This is a genomic window from Ensifer sp. Root278, assembly GCF_001429285.1.
Lineage (GTDB): Bacteria > Pseudomonadota > Alphaproteobacteria > Rhizobiales > Rhizobiaceae > Ensifer.
Genome location: NZ_LMJJ01000040.1, coordinates 253,702 through 268,395, shown reverse-complemented (window position 1 = coordinate 268,395; position 14,694 = coordinate 253,702). Strand labels below are relative to the sequence as shown.

The 14,694-nt window shown below is 62.6% G+C and carries 13 protein-coding genes; 5 read left to right on the top strand and 8 right to left on the bottom strand.

Going from position 1 to position 14,694, the window contains the following annotated elements; translation table 11 throughout:
- Position 1: 1 nt before the first annotated feature.
- From ASE60_RS23110 to ASE60_RS23090, 5 genes are all read right to left on the bottom strand, one after another.
- Positions 2 to 859, bottom strand: a complete 858-nt coding sequence (locus tag ASE60_RS23110) for a carbohydrate ABC transporter permease (RefSeq protein WP_057253349.1) — start codon at positions 857 to 859, stop codon at positions 2 to 4.
- An 11-nt stretch (positions 860 to 870) separates the two neighbouring features.
- Positions 871 to 1,794 (bottom strand): sugar ABC transporter permease, encoded by a 924-nt coding sequence (locus tag ASE60_RS23105; RefSeq protein WP_057253347.1) that lies wholly within the window; start codon positions 1,792 to 1,794, stop codon positions 871 to 873.
- Positions 1,795 to 1,979: 185 nt separating this feature from the next.
- On the bottom strand, positions 1,980 to 3,422 hold the full coding sequence (locus ASE60_RS23100; RefSeq protein ID WP_057253346.1) for an extracellular solute-binding protein: 1,443 nt from the start codon (positions 3,420 to 3,422) through the stop codon (positions 1,980 to 1,982).
- 122 nt (positions 3,423 to 3,544) lie between these two features.
- Positions 3,545 to 4,510: a sugar-binding transcriptional regulator gene (locus ASE60_RS23095; RefSeq protein WP_057254368.1), complete on the bottom strand. Its 966-nt coding sequence runs from the start codon at positions 4,508 to 4,510 to the stop codon at positions 3,545 to 3,547.
- A 231-nt stretch (positions 4,511 to 4,741) separates the two neighbouring features.
- Positions 4,742 to 5,545, bottom strand: a complete 804-nt coding sequence (locus ASE60_RS23090; RefSeq protein ID WP_057253344.1) for a LuxR C-terminal-related transcriptional regulator — start codon at positions 5,543 to 5,545, stop codon at positions 4,742 to 4,744.
- A gap of 185 nt (positions 5,546 to 5,730) precedes the next feature.
- Between ASE60_RS23090 and ASE60_RS23085 the strand changes: the two genes are divergently transcribed.
- The 5 genes from ASE60_RS23085 to ASE60_RS23065 all read left to right on the top strand — a co-directional run bounded on the left by ASE60_RS23085 (position 5,731) and on the right by ASE60_RS23065 (position 10,761).
- On the top strand, positions 5,731 to 6,813 hold the full coding sequence (locus tag ASE60_RS23085; RefSeq protein WP_057253341.1) for an ABC transporter ATP-binding protein: 1,083 nt from the start codon (positions 5,731 to 5,733) through the stop codon (positions 6,811 to 6,813).
- 70 nt (positions 6,814 to 6,883) lie between these two features.
- Complete coding sequence (locus tag ASE60_RS23080; protein WP_057253339.1) at positions 6,884 to 8,044, top strand: spermidine/putrescine ABC transporter substrate-binding protein; 1,161 nt, start codon at positions 6,884 to 6,886, stop codon at positions 8,042 to 8,044.
- Between the two features lie 266 nt (positions 8,045 to 8,310).
- Complete coding sequence (locus ASE60_RS23075; RefSeq protein WP_057254366.1) at positions 8,311 to 9,177, top strand: ABC transporter permease; 867 nt, start codon at positions 8,311 to 8,313, stop codon at positions 9,175 to 9,177.
- Positions 9,177 to 9,995, top strand: coding sequence for an ABC transporter permease (locus ASE60_RS23070; protein WP_057253338.1), 819 nt, complete (start codon positions 9,177 to 9,179; stop codon positions 9,993 to 9,995). The genes ASE60_RS23075 and ASE60_RS23070 overlap by 1 nt, the downstream gene beginning before the upstream one ends.
- 4 nt (positions 9,996 to 9,999) lie before the next feature.
- Positions 10,000 to 10,761, top strand: a complete 762-nt coding sequence (locus tag ASE60_RS23065; RefSeq protein WP_057253336.1) for an SDR family oxidoreductase — start codon at positions 10,000 to 10,002, stop codon at positions 10,759 to 10,761.
- A gap of 242 nt (positions 10,762 to 11,003) precedes the next feature.
- Here ASE60_RS23065 and ASE60_RS23060 read toward each other — a convergent pair whose 3' ends face one another.
- The 3 genes from ASE60_RS23060 to ASE60_RS23050 form a co-directional block, all read right to left on the bottom strand.
- The gene (locus tag ASE60_RS23060; protein WP_057253334.1) at positions 11,004 to 11,810 is read right to left on the bottom strand and encodes a class I SAM-dependent methyltransferase; all 807 of its coding nucleotides are present in this window, start codon (positions 11,808 to 11,810) and stop codon (positions 11,004 to 11,006) included.
- Between the two features lie 405 nt (positions 11,811 to 12,215).
- Positions 12,216 to 13,874: a urocanate hydratase gene (locus ASE60_RS23055; RefSeq protein WP_057253332.1), complete on the bottom strand. Its 1,659-nt coding sequence runs from the start codon at positions 13,872 to 13,874 to the stop codon at positions 12,216 to 12,218.
- Between the two features lie 488 nt (positions 13,875 to 14,362).
- Positions 14,363 to 14,692 carry a TfoX/Sxy family protein gene (locus tag ASE60_RS23050; protein WP_057253330.1) on the bottom strand — a complete coding sequence of 110 codons (330 nt, stop codon included), beginning with the start codon at positions 14,690 to 14,692 and terminating at the stop codon, positions 14,363 to 14,365.
- Positions 14,693 to 14,694: the final 2 nt, after the last annotated feature.

Below are 14,694 nucleotides of genomic sequence, written 5' to 3'. Positions count from 1 at the left end.
GTTACCCTTTCACCGCGCCGAGCGACAGGCCTTCGACGAGGTAGCGCTGGGCGTAGAGTGCAAGTGCGAGCGTCGGCGTGACCGAAAGCACGATGGCCGCGGCGATCTGTCCGTACTGGATGCCCGAGGAGGTGACGAAGGCAAGCGCGCCGACCGTCACCGGCTGCTTGTCAGCAGATGCCAACACCAGCGCGAAGACGAAATTGTTCCAGGCGAAGATGAAGGCGAGCAGGCCGGCAGCGGCAATGCCCGGTCCGGCAAGCGGCAGAGCAATCTTGCGGAACGTCGCAAACCAAGAATGGCCGGCGATGCGATAGGCATATTCGACGTCGGCCGAGATATCCTCGAAGTAGCCGCGCACGATCCAGAGGATGAGTGGCAGGCAGATGAGCTGGTAGACCCAGATCAGGCCGAAATAGGTGTTGGAGAGGCCGAGCCACTGGAAATACTGCGTCAGCGGCAGTAGCACCAGGAGAGGCGGCGCGAAGCGGAAGGACAGCAGCGTAAACGCGATGTCCTCCGAACCTTTGAACTTGTGGCGGGCAAACGCATAGGCCGCGGGCACGCCGAGCACGAGCGCTACGGCAACGGAGGCGACCGACAGGAAGATCGAGTTGCCGAGATTGCGCATGAAGGCGATGTCGAGCGTACCGGCCGCCGTCTGCAGCTTGCCGGTGATCAGCGCCGCATAGTTCGAGAGCGTCGGCGAGAACACGATCGACGGTGGGATGGCGAGGATCGTCTCGTTCGTCTGGAACGACATCAGGAAGATCCAGAAGATCGGGAACATGAAGAAGACGACGACGAGCGTGAGGGCGAGACCGCGCAAGACCCGTTCGAGCGGAGACATGGTTTCCATTGGTCCCTCCCTTAAGCTTCGCCGCGAGCGCGTTCGCGCAGCCGCAGCCAGTTCTTGATGAAGACGTTGGAGAGCGTGTAGGTGATCGCCCACAGGATGATCAGCAGCGCCGCCGAACGGCCGACATTGGTCGACTGGAAGAAGTTGAGATAGGCCTCGACCTGGAAGACGGTGAGCGTATTGCCGGGGCCGCCCTGCGTCATCGCGTAGATGATGTCGAACTGCTGGATACTGTCGAGCAGCCGGAAGAGCGTCGCCGTCAGGATATAGGGCGTCAGCATCGGCAGCGTGATGCGGAAGAAGACGAAGCTGCGCGGCACGCCATCGAGAGCCGCCGCCTCGAAGGGCTGCGTCGGCAGCGAGCGCAGGCCCGCCAGAAGCAGGATCATGATGAAGGGCGTATAGACCCAGATGTCGACGAGCACGACGGTCAGCAGCGCCGTATCCGGCGAGGATGCCCAGCGGAAATCATGCAGGCCGATCAGGCTTGCGAGATAGCTGAGAATGCCGAAGCTCGGATTGGTCATCAGCTTCCACATCAGCGCGGCCAGCGCCGGCGCGATCATCAGCGGCAGAAGCAGCATGATCGAGATGAAGTTGTTGATGGTCGAGCGCCGCTGCAGCAGCAGCGCGATGCCAAGGCCGAGCAGCAGTTCCAGCGTCACGGTGATGCCGGCATAAAGCAGCGACACCTTGAGCGTGTTCCAGAAGGCGGGGTCGGTGAAGAAGTTGAGGTAGTTTTCGCCCCAGTTGAACTGGCGGCTCCAGGGCTGGCTCAGCCGGTAGCGCTGGAAGGAATAGATCACTGCCGTGAAGAACGGGATGAGGATGCCGATGCAGACGAGCAACGCCGGCAGGCTCAGCACGTAGGGAAGCATCTTCCTGCTGATCCTGAAACCGGAGGCCGGTCTGCGGAGGGTTTCTGTTGAAGCCATGTTGAGCTCCGTTCCTGAAGTCTTTAAAGAGCACGCGGCACGCGGGAGCCTATAGGCGCCGCGCCAGTCCCTCGGCATCTCGGGTTGATTTCGGTGCAACCTCAAACCGGTCGCAACAGGCCGGCTCAGCCGGCATCTCGGGATGCCCGGCGCTTGTCAGCGCCGGGCATCGCTTGGGAGGCCTATCAGCCGAGACCCGCCTCTTGGAGCTGGCGGTTGATGCTTTCTGCAAGCTGGTCGAGACCTTCATCGACAGGCACCTGCTTGGCGACCATCTTCTGCAGCGTCGCCGCCCATTCGGTGGTGACGTCGAAGAACAGCGGCTGCGGCGTGAACTTGATGGAGGCGCCGGCGGCCGAGGCGTCGAACATTTCGACGTAACCCGGATACTTGCCGTTCAGCTTCTCGCGGAAGATCTCGTCCTTCCAGATCGACTGGCGAACAGGATCGACGAAGTCCATCTTTGTGGCGCCGAACAGCGCATGTTCGGGACCGGAAGCCCACTGCAGGAAGTACCAGGTGGCGTCCTTGTCCTTGGAGAAGTTGGACATGGCAAGCGACCAGATCCAGATGTTCGGCGTTGAGGCGGTGGCCTCCGGGTTTGCGGCAAAGGCGGCATAGCCGAGCTTGCCGGCCATCTTGTTGTCGCCGCCGTTCATGAAGTAACCCAGGCAATCGGCGTCAAAGATCATGGCCGATGCGCCGGCGCCGAGGTCGGTGCCGACCTGGTACCAGGTATAGGTCGACCAGTCCTTCGGGCCGCTTTCCTGGATCATCTGCACGAACTTGGCGTGATAGGCCTTCGAACCGTCGGTGTTCATCGCTGCCGACAGCTTGCCGTCCGCGCCGACGTTCAGGTCCTTCTGGTTGAAGTTGGCATAACCCGACAGGAAGCCCGGATGGATCGTTGCCCAGGAGCGCGAACCACGCACGCCGATGCCGTAAATGCCGCCGATGTCCTTCTGCAGCTTGGCCGCAACCGCGATCATGTCGTCGAGGTTCTTCGGCAATTCGACGCCGGCCTTGTCGAACATCTCGCGGTTATAGGTGATGTTGTTCTGTTCGAACGCCCACGGAATGCACCATTGCTTGGCGTCTTCCGACCCAAGCGCTCCGCCCGGCTGGCCGTTCCAGGCGCAGGAGTTCTTCACGCCGGCAAGGAAATCGTCCCAGTTGTAGTTGGGGTTGGTCTTGGTCGGATCCTTGATCCATTCGTTGAGGTCGGCGATCCAGCCGGCCGGACCATAGGTCCAGGTCATGTAGGCGCCGGTCATGAAGGCGTCGTATTCTGCCGATCCCGACGACAGCGCCGCCGTCACCTTGTCGAAATAGACGTCTTCCGGGAACACGTCATAGGTGACCTCGATGCCCGTCAGATCCTTGAAGGCCTGCAGGTTGGCGATCATCGCGTCGGCGTAAGGGTGCTTGTTCAAAAGCAGCTTCAGCTTCTTGCCGGAATGCGCCTTCCAGTCGAAATCGGCAGCAAGCGCCCGGGTCGACATCATGTTGAACAACGTGCCGGCCGTGCCGGCGGTCAGGCCTGCGGCACCCAATCCCTTGAGCATGCCACGGCGGTCCACCTCCCCACGCAGGAATGCGCTGATGAGGTCCTTCTCCTTCTCGTACATTCGTCTTCTCCTCCGTTGCGGGTATGATTGCGACTGCCGGCTACCCCACCGGTATTCCTCCCTTTAAGGCCTGGACGGCAGATCCTCCCTGCCCTCCGCAATGGCCCCGAATGTTCAGCGCCTCATGCGCTCTCAGCGGCAAGCGCCCGTGCAGTCCGCTCGTCGGTGATGAGGCCGCTCAGGTGCCCGCTTGCGAGCACGGCGCGAATGGCCGGCACCTTGATCTTGCCGCCGGCCACGGCAACCGTGCGGCGGTTCTTCAGGTCGTCGCGGCTGAGCGTGAAGGTCCGGTCGGACAACGCTGTTTCGACTGGTGCGCCGTCCTTGTCGAAGAAGTGGCCGAGCAGCTCACCCATCGCCCCGCCCTTCTGGATCTCCTCGATCTCGCTCGTCTCGATCATGCCGGTCGAGACCAGCGACGCCTCTCGCTCGACGGTGCCGATGCCGACCATCAGCAGGTCGGCGGTCTTGGCGAGATCGAAGACCTCGCGCACGCCACGCTGGCTGAAGAGCACGTCGCGATCCTCGACCGTGTTGGCGAAGAACGGCACCGGCATGACATAGGCCTCCGCACCGGTGCGCTCGGCGAGCCGGTGGATCACGTCATGCGGGTTGGCCGAGAACTTGCGGGTGAGCCCGCCGAGCAGCGACACGAAGCGGGTGTTGCCGCTTGCCATGCGCGGCAGATATTCGACGCACGCGGCAAGCGTGCGGCCGTGGCCGACGCCGACCAGTGCCGTCTCGCCGCGCTCGATCTCGCGCTTCAGGAACTGCGCGCCGGAAATGCCGAGCGCCTTCAGGGGCAGATCGTCGGAATCGAAGTCCGGCACCACCTCGCAATAGTCGAGGCCAAAGCGGGCCGAAAGCGCCTGCTCGAGCTCGACACACTCCGAGACTTCGCCGTCGATATAGACCTTCACCAGTCCTTCCTGGTTGGCCTTCATGATCAGCCGATGGGCCTTGAGCGAGGTAAGCCCCAGGCGCTTGGCGACCTCGGCCTGGGTCAGCCCGCCGGCATAGTGCAGCCAGGCCGCCCGCGTCGCCATGCTGGTCTCGTCGTCACGAATACCTGTCCCGCCAATCGTCATTGTCTCCACCCGGTCCTTGTTGCGCTGCATGATATTTTTTGCACCGCGTGATATTTTTATCCGTTAATGAAAGAAATTTCATGGCGTGCAAAAAATGTCAATAGCGATCAGCCGCGCGATCGATCACGTTTGTGGAGGAATGGGATTGGGAGAGCCGGCATCGACTGGCGCGGCGCGCCGTCGGGGCGCCGCTACGGGCGGGCATGCAGTGATGGGCGGCGCCTACACGGCTTACTGCCCGAGGTTTCTCAGATACAGCGACAGCAATTGCGTCTGCGAGGAAATGCCGAGCTTGCGGTAGACGTTCCGGCGGTGAACCTTGACCGTACCGGTGGAGATACCGAGCCTGAGGCCGATCGATTCCGACGAATGGCCCTGCAGAACCAGTTCGATGATCGAGGATTCCCGCTCCGTCAGATTGAGATGCTGCCAGACGCCATCGGCCGGTGGATGCGTCGCCTTGCGGCGGCTGCGGCCGGTTTTCGCCAGCGCCGCATCGAACCGTCGGCCGAGACCCGCCCAATGATGGCGCACCAGTGCCGAGACCAGCGGCTCGACCTTCTTCAACAGCGCAAACTCCGCCGGGCTGAACGGCCCCGTCGCCTCGCGCCGCATCAGCGACAGCACGACGGTGATCTGCTCGTCGACCGGCACGAAGAAGCCGACTTCCTCCGCAAGCCCGGTCTGCACATAGTAGGTGCGGTAGTATTCCGAGGAGAAGAACCGATCGGGCGCAAGCTCCCGCATCCGCCAGATGCCCGGCTTGCCCTGTGACGCCGCATGGTAGAACGGGTCAAGCAGATAGGGCCCCGCCTGGTAGAGGCTGACGAAAAGCACATGATCCTTGGCGTTGAAGGTGCTGAAGAGATCGATCGGCCGTTCCTTGCCGCGATAGGCAAAGACGACCACATAGTCGAAGGTCATCAGCGTCGACATCAGCCGCCGATAGGCGGTGCCGACCGCCTCGTCGTCTAGCGCAGGACCTGCCACCAACGGTGCCATGACCTGAAAAAGCCCCTCGAGATCGACGCTCAAACCGCCCTCCCGGCCGATATTTCCTGCTCCGGGGTATACTCCTCACACAGAGCATTCCACGTTGAAATACCTCTCTCGGGGTATATACCGGCAGGGTGCGCGCTGACTAGGCTGCGTATCAATGACGGTGGAGTGCCAGGACGGAGATTCCTGGCTGCATCCGAAAACAACCGCAGGGAACAGACGTGACATCCGCTTCGACGAACGACATCGAATTCCGTTCGGTCGCCAAACGTTATGGCGCCGTGACGGCCGTATCGGACATTAATCTCGAGGTGCCGCGTGGCGCCTTCATGGCGCTTCTCGGGCCTTCCGGCTGCGGCAAGACCACCTGCCTGCGCATGATCGGCGGCTTCGAGCAGCCGAGCGAGGGCACGGTCTTCATCAGCGGCGAGCCGATGAACGGTGTTGCCGCCTACCGCCGCCCGGTCAACATGGTGTTCCAGCACTATGCGCTGTTTCCCCATCTCGATGTCGAGCAGAACGTCTCCTACGGCTTGAGGCAGATGCGGCCGCGCATCGCCAGCGCCGAGATTTCCCGCCGCGCCCAGGAGGCGCTGGAAATGGTGCGGCTCGGCGGCTTCGGCAAACGCCGCATCCATGAAATGTCCGGCGGCCAGCAGCAGCGCGTGGCGCTTGCCCGCGCCATCGTCAACAAGCCGAAGGTGCTTTTGCTCGACGAGCCGCTGGCGGCCCTCGACAAGAAGTTGCGCACCGCCATGCAGATCGAGCTGCAGACGCTGCAGCGCGAGCTCGGCATCACCTTCGTGCTCGTCACCCACGATCAGGAAGAAGCGCTGTCGATGAGCGATTTTGTCTGCGTCATGAATGCCGGCCGCATCGTCCAGGTCGGCCCGCCGCAGGAGATCTACGATCGTCCCGCAAGCCTCTTCGTCGCCGATTTCGTCGGCAAGACCAACCGCATCGATGCGACCGTCGACGGCGCCTCGTCGCTTGTCCTTGCCAACGGCGCCCGCTTCGCCACCCCTGCCGTCAATGGAACGAAGGGTGCGGCAACGGTGGCGCTCAGGCCCGAAGCGATCCGCCTGACGCGCAACGGCGCCGCCAGCGCAGACGCGCTTGCCGGCACCGTCACTCACCGGATCTTTTTGGGCTCAGCCGTCGAATACTCCGTCGCGGTCGACGGGCTCGGCGATTTCCTGGTGACGGCCGACCGTCGGACGCTCGGCGACAGCGAACTGGTGGAGCCCGGCGAAAAGGTCGGCCTCGCCTTCGATCCGAACGCGCTGCACGTCTTTCCAGCCTGAACTCTCCCGGCCTCACCAAGCCGGTTCTGCCGCCTACGCATGAACGTCAAACGATAAAGGGAACAGCGTCATGAGCAAATGGTACAGAGAAAATGCCCCTATCACCGCCGATCAGCTCTCGGACGAACTGATGCGCCTGAAGCGCGGCTCGGTTACGCGCCGTCATTTCCTCGGCGTCACCGGCCTCGGGCTTGCGACAGCGGTTCTCGCGCGCCAGCCGGGCCTCTTCAACTCCACTGCCTTTGCCGGCGACCTCGGCACGCAGATGTCGATCGCCACCTGGCCGAACTACCATGATCCCGCGACCTTCGAGGCCTTCCAGGCCGCAACCGGCGTTGCCGTCGAGGTCAACGTCTTCGGCTCCAACGAGGAAATGCTCGCCAAGCTCCAGGCCGGCGGCACCGGTTGGGACCTCTTCGTTCCCACCAACTACACGATCTCGACCTATGTGAAGCTCGGGCTCATCGACGAACTCGATCTTTCCAAACTTCCGAACTACGACGCTGCGACCGAGACGGCGCGCTTCACCAACGAAGGCGTCGTCGACGGCAAGACCTATGCGGTGCCGAAGAACTGGGGCACCACCGGCATCGCGCTCAACTCGAACAAGATCAAGACGCCGGTGACGAGCTGGAAGGACTTCTTCGAGATCGCCATGACCGAGGCCGACGGCCGCGCCATGGTCCACGACTACCAGCTCACCACCATCGGCAATGCGCTGGTATCGCTTGGGTTTTCCTTCAACTCGATCAAGCCGGACGAACTCGCCAAGGCCGAGGAACTGCTGATCAAGGTCAAGCCGCATCTCTACGCCATCAACAGCGACTACCAGCCGTCGATGCGCGCGACCGATGCCTGGATGACCATGTGCTGGACCAATGACGGCGCCCAGCTCAACCGCGACATGCCGGAAATCCAGTTCGTGCTCGGCAAGGACGGCGGCGAGATCTGGTCGGATTTCTACGCGATCCCGAAGAGCGCCGCCAACAAGGCCGCCGGCTACGCCCTACTCAACTACCTGATGGCGCCGGAAAACGCCATGAAGGAGCACATCGCCAACGGCGCCCCGACCACCGACAGCCGCGTGCTGAAGCTGCTTCCGGCCGACGTCACCGGCAACAAGATCGTCTATCCGGACGAGGCCTCGCTGACCCCGCTCGAATTCGGCGCCGCCGTGACGCTGACCGACCCCGGCCGCGCAGAGCTGATGGCGCGCTTCAAGTCGGCTTGAACCTGGAAATTGCCCCTCATCCGCCTGCCGGCACCTTCTCCCCGCTTGCGGGGAGAAGGAACAAGCGGCGAGCTCCCTGCCCTCTTGCTTCTGTCGGAAGAGAGGGACCAAGCGAGGGCCACGAGTGTCCTTCGCCCCGAAAGCGGGGAGAAGGTGGCCGGCAGGCCGGATGAGGGGCGCTTACCCACTGTGTGCAGAAGAGGGGCATTTTCCCTCACCGCGCCAAGCAGACCGAAACACGACTGAAACTCGAACGGATGAACTTTATGCCCGCGGCAACGAACACGAAGAGAAACCTGGTGACGGCGGCGCTGGTGGCGCCGGCGGCGGCCTGGCTGATGATCTTCCTCGTGCTGCCATTCATCGCCATGCTGGTCTTCGCTTTCGGCGAACGCGCACCGGAAGGCGGCTATCAGGCGGCCTTCACCTTTGCCCAGTTCGCCAACCTGCCGACACGTGCGGCGGCCTTCTGGAACACGCTCGTTCTCGCGCCGATCGGCGCGCTCGCCTGCCTGCTGATCGCCTATCCGGTCGCCTATTATCTCGCGGTCAAGGCGAACCCGCGCTACCGGCTGATCCTCGTATCGCTGGTGGTCGTACCCTTCTGGACCAGCCTGCTCGTGCGCACCTATGCCTGGATGTACATCCTTGGCTCGCGCGGCATCCCGAACCTTTTGTCGGTGATCGGCATCGAGGACGTGAGGATGCTCAACACGCCCGGGGCCGTGCTGCTCGGCATCGTCTACGGCTACCTGCCGCTAATGATTATGCCGATTTATGTGAGCCTCGAAAAACTCGACCGCCGGCTGCTCGAAGCCTCCGCCGATCTCGGCGCCAAGCCGGTCTCGACCTTCTTCGGCGTCACCCTGCCTTTGTCGCTACCAGGGGTGATGACCGGTGTCGCGCTGGTGACCATCCTGCTTCTTGGCGAATACCTGATCCCGCAGCTCTTGGGCGGCGGCAAAGTGTTCTTCATCGGCAATGCACTGGTCGATCTCTTCCTGCAATCGCGCAACTGGCCCTTCGGCTCGGCGATCGCCGTCACCCTCGTTGCCGTTGTCGTGGTGATCCTGATGGTGGCGATGCGCATTGCCTTCCGCGTTGCCGGCACAAGACAGGTGGATCTCGTCTGATGCGCGCCTTTATCTCTTCCGTCTATCTCTTCCTCTACGCGCCGATCGCGCTCGTCGTCTTGTTCTCCTTCAACGCCGGGCGTAACGCCAGCGAGTTCACCGGGTTTTCGACCGCCTGGTACGGCAAGGCGCTGGGCAACACCTTCCTGGTCTCGGCCTTGCAGAACAGCCTGCTGATCGCCTTCACCAGCGCCACGCTTGCGGCGATCTTCGGCACCATGGCGGCCCTTGGCATGGAGCGGCTGGCGCCGCGCAACCGGGCGATCTTCGATGCGCTCTTTGCAGCGGCAATCGTCGTGCCCGGCGTCGTCATCGGCATCGCGACGCTGGTGGCGTTGGTCGCCGTCTTCTCCTTCATCAATCCGGCGCTCGCCACCATCTGGCCGGGCGATCAGCCGCCGCAGCTCGGCCTCGGCTACGGCTCGATCATCGCCGCCCACGGCCTGTTCTCGATGGCGCTGGTGACGATGATCGTGAAGGCCCGCATCGCCAGCCTCGGCCGCGATATCGTCGAGGCTTCGAGCGACCTTTACGCGACACCGCTCACGACCTTCCGGCTGATCGTGCTGCCGCAGATCCTGCCGTCGATCCTCGCCGGCTTTCTTCTGGCCTTCACCTTCTCCTTCGACGATTTCATCATCGCCTTCTTCGTCGCGGGCTCGAAAACCACGCTACCGATCTACGTCTTCGCCTCGATCCGCCGCGGCGTGACGCCCGAGATCAACGCGATCGCGACGCTGGTGCTTGTCGCCTCGCTGCTTCTGATCCTGACCGCCCGCATCCTGATGCGAGAGAAGAAAACAAAATCCGGGGAGTGAAACCATGATCCTGAAAGACCGGGTCGCGATCGTGACCGGAGCCGGCTCCGGGATCGGTCAGGCGGGTGCTGCCATCATGGCGCGCGAGGGCGCCCATGTCGTCGTCGTCGACCGCAGCCTTGCGGCTGCCAGCACCGCCGTCGCGGCGATCGCCGCCAAGGGCGGCAGCGCCGAGGCGCTGGCGATCGACGTCACCGACGACGCAGCGCTCAGCGATGGTATCGCCGATATCCTCTATCGCCACGGCAGCATCGACATTCTGCACAACCATGCCGGCGCTCAAGTGGCGGGCGATCTCGAAGAGGTCGAGATTTCGGGCTTCGACCGTTCCTGGAACCTCAACGTCCGCGCCCATTTCATGGCCGCACGCCTCGTCATGCCGTCGATGAGGGCGGCCGGCCGCGGCGTCATCGTCAATACCTCGTCCTCCTCAGGCGTGCTCTATGATCGCGAGATGATCGCCTACACCACCACCAAACACGCCGTCATCGCCATGACCAAGCAGATGGCCGGCGACTACGCACGCCACGGCATCCGGGTCAACGCGCTCTGCCCCGGCTGGGTCGACACGCCCTTCAACGAGCCCTTCATCGCCCAGATGGGCGGGCGCGGCGCGATCGAATCCTATATCCGCGAAAAGGTGCCGCTCGGCCGCTGGGCAAGTGTCGACGAGATCGCCGAGTCGATCCTCTTCCTCGTCTCCGACCGCTCCTCCTACATGACCGGCCAGATCCTGGTGGTGGACGGTGGCGAGACGGTGGTGTGAAGATGCTGACGTAGCATCCTCCCGATGTCGCGAGGTGCGGCAATCGCGCGTTCCCCTCATGCAGTTGGGCTTGGAGCGTCTCCTCCCCTCCCTCATTTCTGTGCCTGTCACAGAAATCCAGCCATGGCGCGTCCGCGCCGTGAATGACTCTTTAGAACGCCGGATCGAAGGTGCCTTTCGCACCACCGACGCGCCGCTGCTGGATCCCTGTGACGAGCACAGGGATGAGGTTGGCGACCTTATCAGGCCTCCGGAACCGTCCCCCGGCATGCCCAAGCCACCGCCGCAAAGGACCGGGGACCGTCGGGCTGGCCGGCCTCATAGGCGGCCTTGACCGCCGCATCGACCTTTGCCCGCAGCGCCTGATCCAGCCCGCCGACATATTTGCCCAAGGGTCCCTCGCCCGCCGCGATCGGCTGCCAGAAATCCTCGAACGACTGATAGTCCATCCGGATCATGAGAGAGGTCTGCTCGATCTTTTCAAGGCCATGCGCCGCAAAGCTCTGCATCATTTCGCCCGGCCGCATCATCGGCTGGAAGCAATAGCGGCTGCGTATTTGTTCCGCATTCTCATCGAGCATCGCCGCCGTATCGAGCACCATGCGCATGCCTGGCATGCCGCCAAGATGATCCCAGACCACAGCGGCGACCACGCCGCCCGGCCGCGTGACCCGGCGCATCTCGGCAACCGCCTTTCCCGCCTCCGGAACGAAATGCAGCACCAGCAGCGCCAGCGCCCGGTCGAAAGAAGCATCGGCAAAGGGAAGCGCGCAGGCATCGGCCTGCTGGATCCTGATCCGTGGATCGCTGTTCGCCCGGGTCGCCGCCTCGACGAAGACGGGTGAAAAATCGATCGCGACAATCTCGCTGAGATTTGCGGCATGCGGCAGCGCGAAGGTCAGGCTTCCGGTGCCACAGCCGACGTCCAGCACCCGTTCGCCGTCGGTAATGCCGGCAAAGTCGATGAACAACGGCGCCAGCTGCCTGCTCCACCGCCCCATCAGTTGTTCATAGCCGGCCGCACTCTGCACATTGAAGCTCGACGTCATGATCGCCTCCGGGCAGCAAAGGCGGCATATTAGCGCTTGCATTGCTCAAGCCCAAGCCTCAGAGCCGGACAGGTGGAATCCCGCAAGTCAGCGAGGCAGGCCAGCTGTTGATCGGCCGCAAAGCCAGCGACGATCGTCACATTTTCTGCGCTCTGTCTGAGGCCGGCCATCGCCGCCTCGACCATCGCCCTTGCCTGAGGACCTGGAGCGTTTCCTCTTCTCCCTCATTTCTGTGCTTGTCACAGAAATCCAGCCACAGCGCGTCCGCGCCGTGAATGACGCTCTGCAGTCAGCGAAAATGAAAGCGTCTCTAGCGCCGCCGACGCGGCGCTGCTGGATTCCTGTGACAGGCACAGGAATGAGGTCGGTGAATGTGACGGCCCTGCGCGGGCCTTGCGCCAAGGCCTACACCTTCACATGCCCGATGCCCTTGGCGGCGATCTCCTCGAAGCTCTCGTCGTAGCCGGCATCGGCATAACGGATGACGCCGAGCGCGGTATCGTTGGTGAGCGCATGGTCGAGCCGCTCGTCGGCCTCAGCCGTGCCGTCGGCAACGACGGTCACGCCGCAGCTGGTCATATAGCCGGCATAGCCGCCGCCGCCGGAATGCACGACGACGAGATCGGCCATCGACGAGCAGAGCAGCATGGCGTCGAGCAAGGGCCAATCGGCGATCGCGTCCGATCCGTCCTTCATCCGCTCGGTCATGATGTTCGGGTGCGCCATGGCGCCAGCATCGAGATGGTCGCGCGAGAACGCGATCGGCCCCTTGAGTTCGCCGGACGCCACCAGTTCGTTGACGCGCCGCGCCAGTGCCGTGCGCTCGCCATGGCCGAGCCAGGCGATGCGGGCCGGCAGGCCCTCGAACGGGATATGCTGACGTGCGAGCTTGATCCAGTTGGTGATGATCTTGTTGTCCGGGAACATCTCCAGCAAAAGGTCGTCGATGCGGGCGATGTCGCTCTCCTCGCCTGACAGCGCCATCCAGCGGAACGGCCCGATGGCGCGGGCAAAGAGCGGCCTGAGATAGGCTTCGGTGAAGATCGGAATGTCGAAGGCATTGGCAACGCCGCCCTCGCGGGCCTGGGTGCGGATCAGGTTGCCGTTGTCGAAGACTTCCGAGCCCTTTTTCTGCAAGTCGAGCATCGCCTTGACGTGTTCGACGATCGAGGCACGGCTTGCCGCCATCAATTGCCCCTGGCCGTCATCGCGCAGCGACTTCACCTGGTCGAGGCTCATGCCCTTCGGCACGTAGCCGTAGACGAGATCATGCGCCGAGGTCTGGTCGGTCACCACGTCGGGCACGATGCCGCGCCGTGCGATTTCCGGGTAGATTTCCGCCGCATTGCCGACGAGGCCGACGGAAAGCGCGCGCTTCTCCTTCACAGCCGCGTCGATCATCGCCAGCGCCGCATCGAGATCCGGCGCGATCTCCTGGAGATAGCCGATCTCCCGGCGCTTCTTCGCCCGCTCCGCATCAATGTCAACGCAGAGGATCGCAGCCCCCGCCATGCGGCCGGCGAGCGGCTGCGCCCCGCCCATGCCGCCGAGACCCGCCGTCAGCACGAAACGACCGAAGAGATCGCCGCCGAATCGGCGCTCGGCGATGCGCATGAAAATCTCGTAGGTGCCCTGGATCACCCCCTGGCTGCCGATATATTGCCAGGCGCCGGCCGTCAGCCCGCCCCAGCAGATCAGCCCCTTGCGCTGCAATTCATAGAACACCTCCGCCTTCGCCCATTGGCCGACGATGTTGCAATTGGCCATGATCACCAGCGGCGCCTTGGCATGGGTCTGGAGCAGACCCACGGGTTTGCCCGACTGGATGATCAGCGTCTGGTCCTCGTCCATCTCGGTGAGCGTCTTGACGATGGCGCGATGCGCCGGCCAGTTGCGCGCCGCCTTGCCGAGTGCGGCATAGACGATCAGATTGTCCGGATCCTCGCCGACCGAAAGCACGTTTTCGAGGAGCCGCAACAGCGCCTCCTGCCGCCAGCCCTTGGCGCGCAGCTCCGGCCCGCCGGGGATCGGAAAATTAGGGTGCCGGGGATTGGCCTTGGGCATCGTCTTGTTCCTCTTTGTTGTCTCGCCGACCGGCGACGAACGCCTGTTTCATTTCGCAGGCAGCGATTCACATTCTTTGACCAACTCGTCCCAGTAGAAAATGCTCATCCCTAGAATGGTTTCTCTTAAAGCAGGATCCTTCTTCCACCTCTCTCTATCTGTCGCATCCGCTAAAATAGACAGATAGGCCCGCCAGTTCGCGGCCATGTAAATAAGCCAAACAGGAGCGAAATATAAAAGAACTGAATACAAACTATAATTATATGACTTTATCATGATTCTGATTACATCAATACTAACACTGCCGATAGACAATCTATAATTTAAATACAATATCCATGCATTTATATACATTGATAAAATTGCAAAATAGGGCAAACCAACACCGATAAAAAAATGAACTAAGCTAGCTGATCGCGATCTAAACATAAAGCAATCCTCGCCAAGACATATAACTTGGATGATACTACATTCTCCGTGTCATCACATCACTTCGGCGGCAGCGTCTCCACGAACGCAACCGCCCCATCGAGCAGCCGCCGGCGCAAGGCATCGTCGCCGTAGGCATCCGCGCCTGCGCGCACCCAGCCGTGCATCGCCCGCCCGTTCATCACCATCAGCTCGATATCGGGTAGTGCCAGCGCCCAGCCGTCATTGCCCTTGCCGAGCCGCACCAGCAGCGAGCCCTCGCGTGCGCCAAGGAGCAGGTTGCCATGCAGCAGATAGGCCCAGCCGCCGAACATCGCCTTTTCCGAAAGGCCGGCTCGCTCGCCGAGTTCCTCCCGTATCAGTTCCTCAAGCCCTGCATCACGCGCCATGG

Excerpts from the sequence above, each read along its gene's own strand:
- ASE60_RS23105 (WP_057253347.1), bottom strand. The coding sequence starts at position 1,794 with ATGGCTTCAACAGAAACCCTCCGCAGACCGGCCTCCGGTTTCAGGATC.
- ASE60_RS23075 (WP_057254366.1), top strand. The coding sequence starts at position 8,311 with ATGCCCGCGGCAACGAACACGAAGAGAAACCTGGTGACGGCGGCGCTG.
- ASE60_RS23080 (WP_057253339.1), top strand. The coding sequence starts at position 6,884 with ATGAGCAAATGGTACAGAGAAAATGCCCCTATCACCGCCGATCAGCTC.
- ASE60_RS23100 (WP_057253346.1), bottom strand. The coding sequence starts at position 3,422 with ATGTACGAGAAGGAGAAGGACCTCATCAGCGCATTCCTGCGTGGGGAG.
- ASE60_RS23070 (WP_057253338.1), top strand. The coding sequence starts at position 9,177 with ATGCGCGCCTTTATCTCTTCCGTCTATCTCTTCCTCTACGCGCCGATC.
- ASE60_RS23065 (WP_057253336.1), top strand. The coding sequence starts at position 10,000 with ATGATCCTGAAAGACCGGGTCGCGATCGTGACCGGAGCCGGCTCCGGG.
- ASE60_RS23110 (WP_057253349.1), bottom strand. The coding sequence starts at position 859 with ATGGAAACCATGTCTCCGCTCGAACGGGTCTTGCGCGGTCTCGCCCTC.
- ASE60_RS23055 (WP_057253332.1), bottom strand. The coding sequence starts at position 13,874 with ATGCCCAAGGCCAATCCCCGGCACCCTAATTTTCCGATCCCCGGCGGG.
- ASE60_RS23095 (WP_057254368.1), bottom strand. The coding sequence starts at position 4,510 with ATGACGATTGGCGGGACAGGTATTCGTGACGACGAGACCAGCATGGCG.
- ASE60_RS23060 (WP_057253334.1), bottom strand. The coding sequence starts at position 11,810 with ATGACGTCGAGCTTCAATGTGCAGAGTGCGGCCGGCTATGAACAACTG.
- ASE60_RS23050 (WP_057253330.1), bottom strand. The coding sequence starts at position 14,692 with ATGGCGCGTGATGCAGGGCTTGAGGAACTGATACGGGAGGAACTCGGC.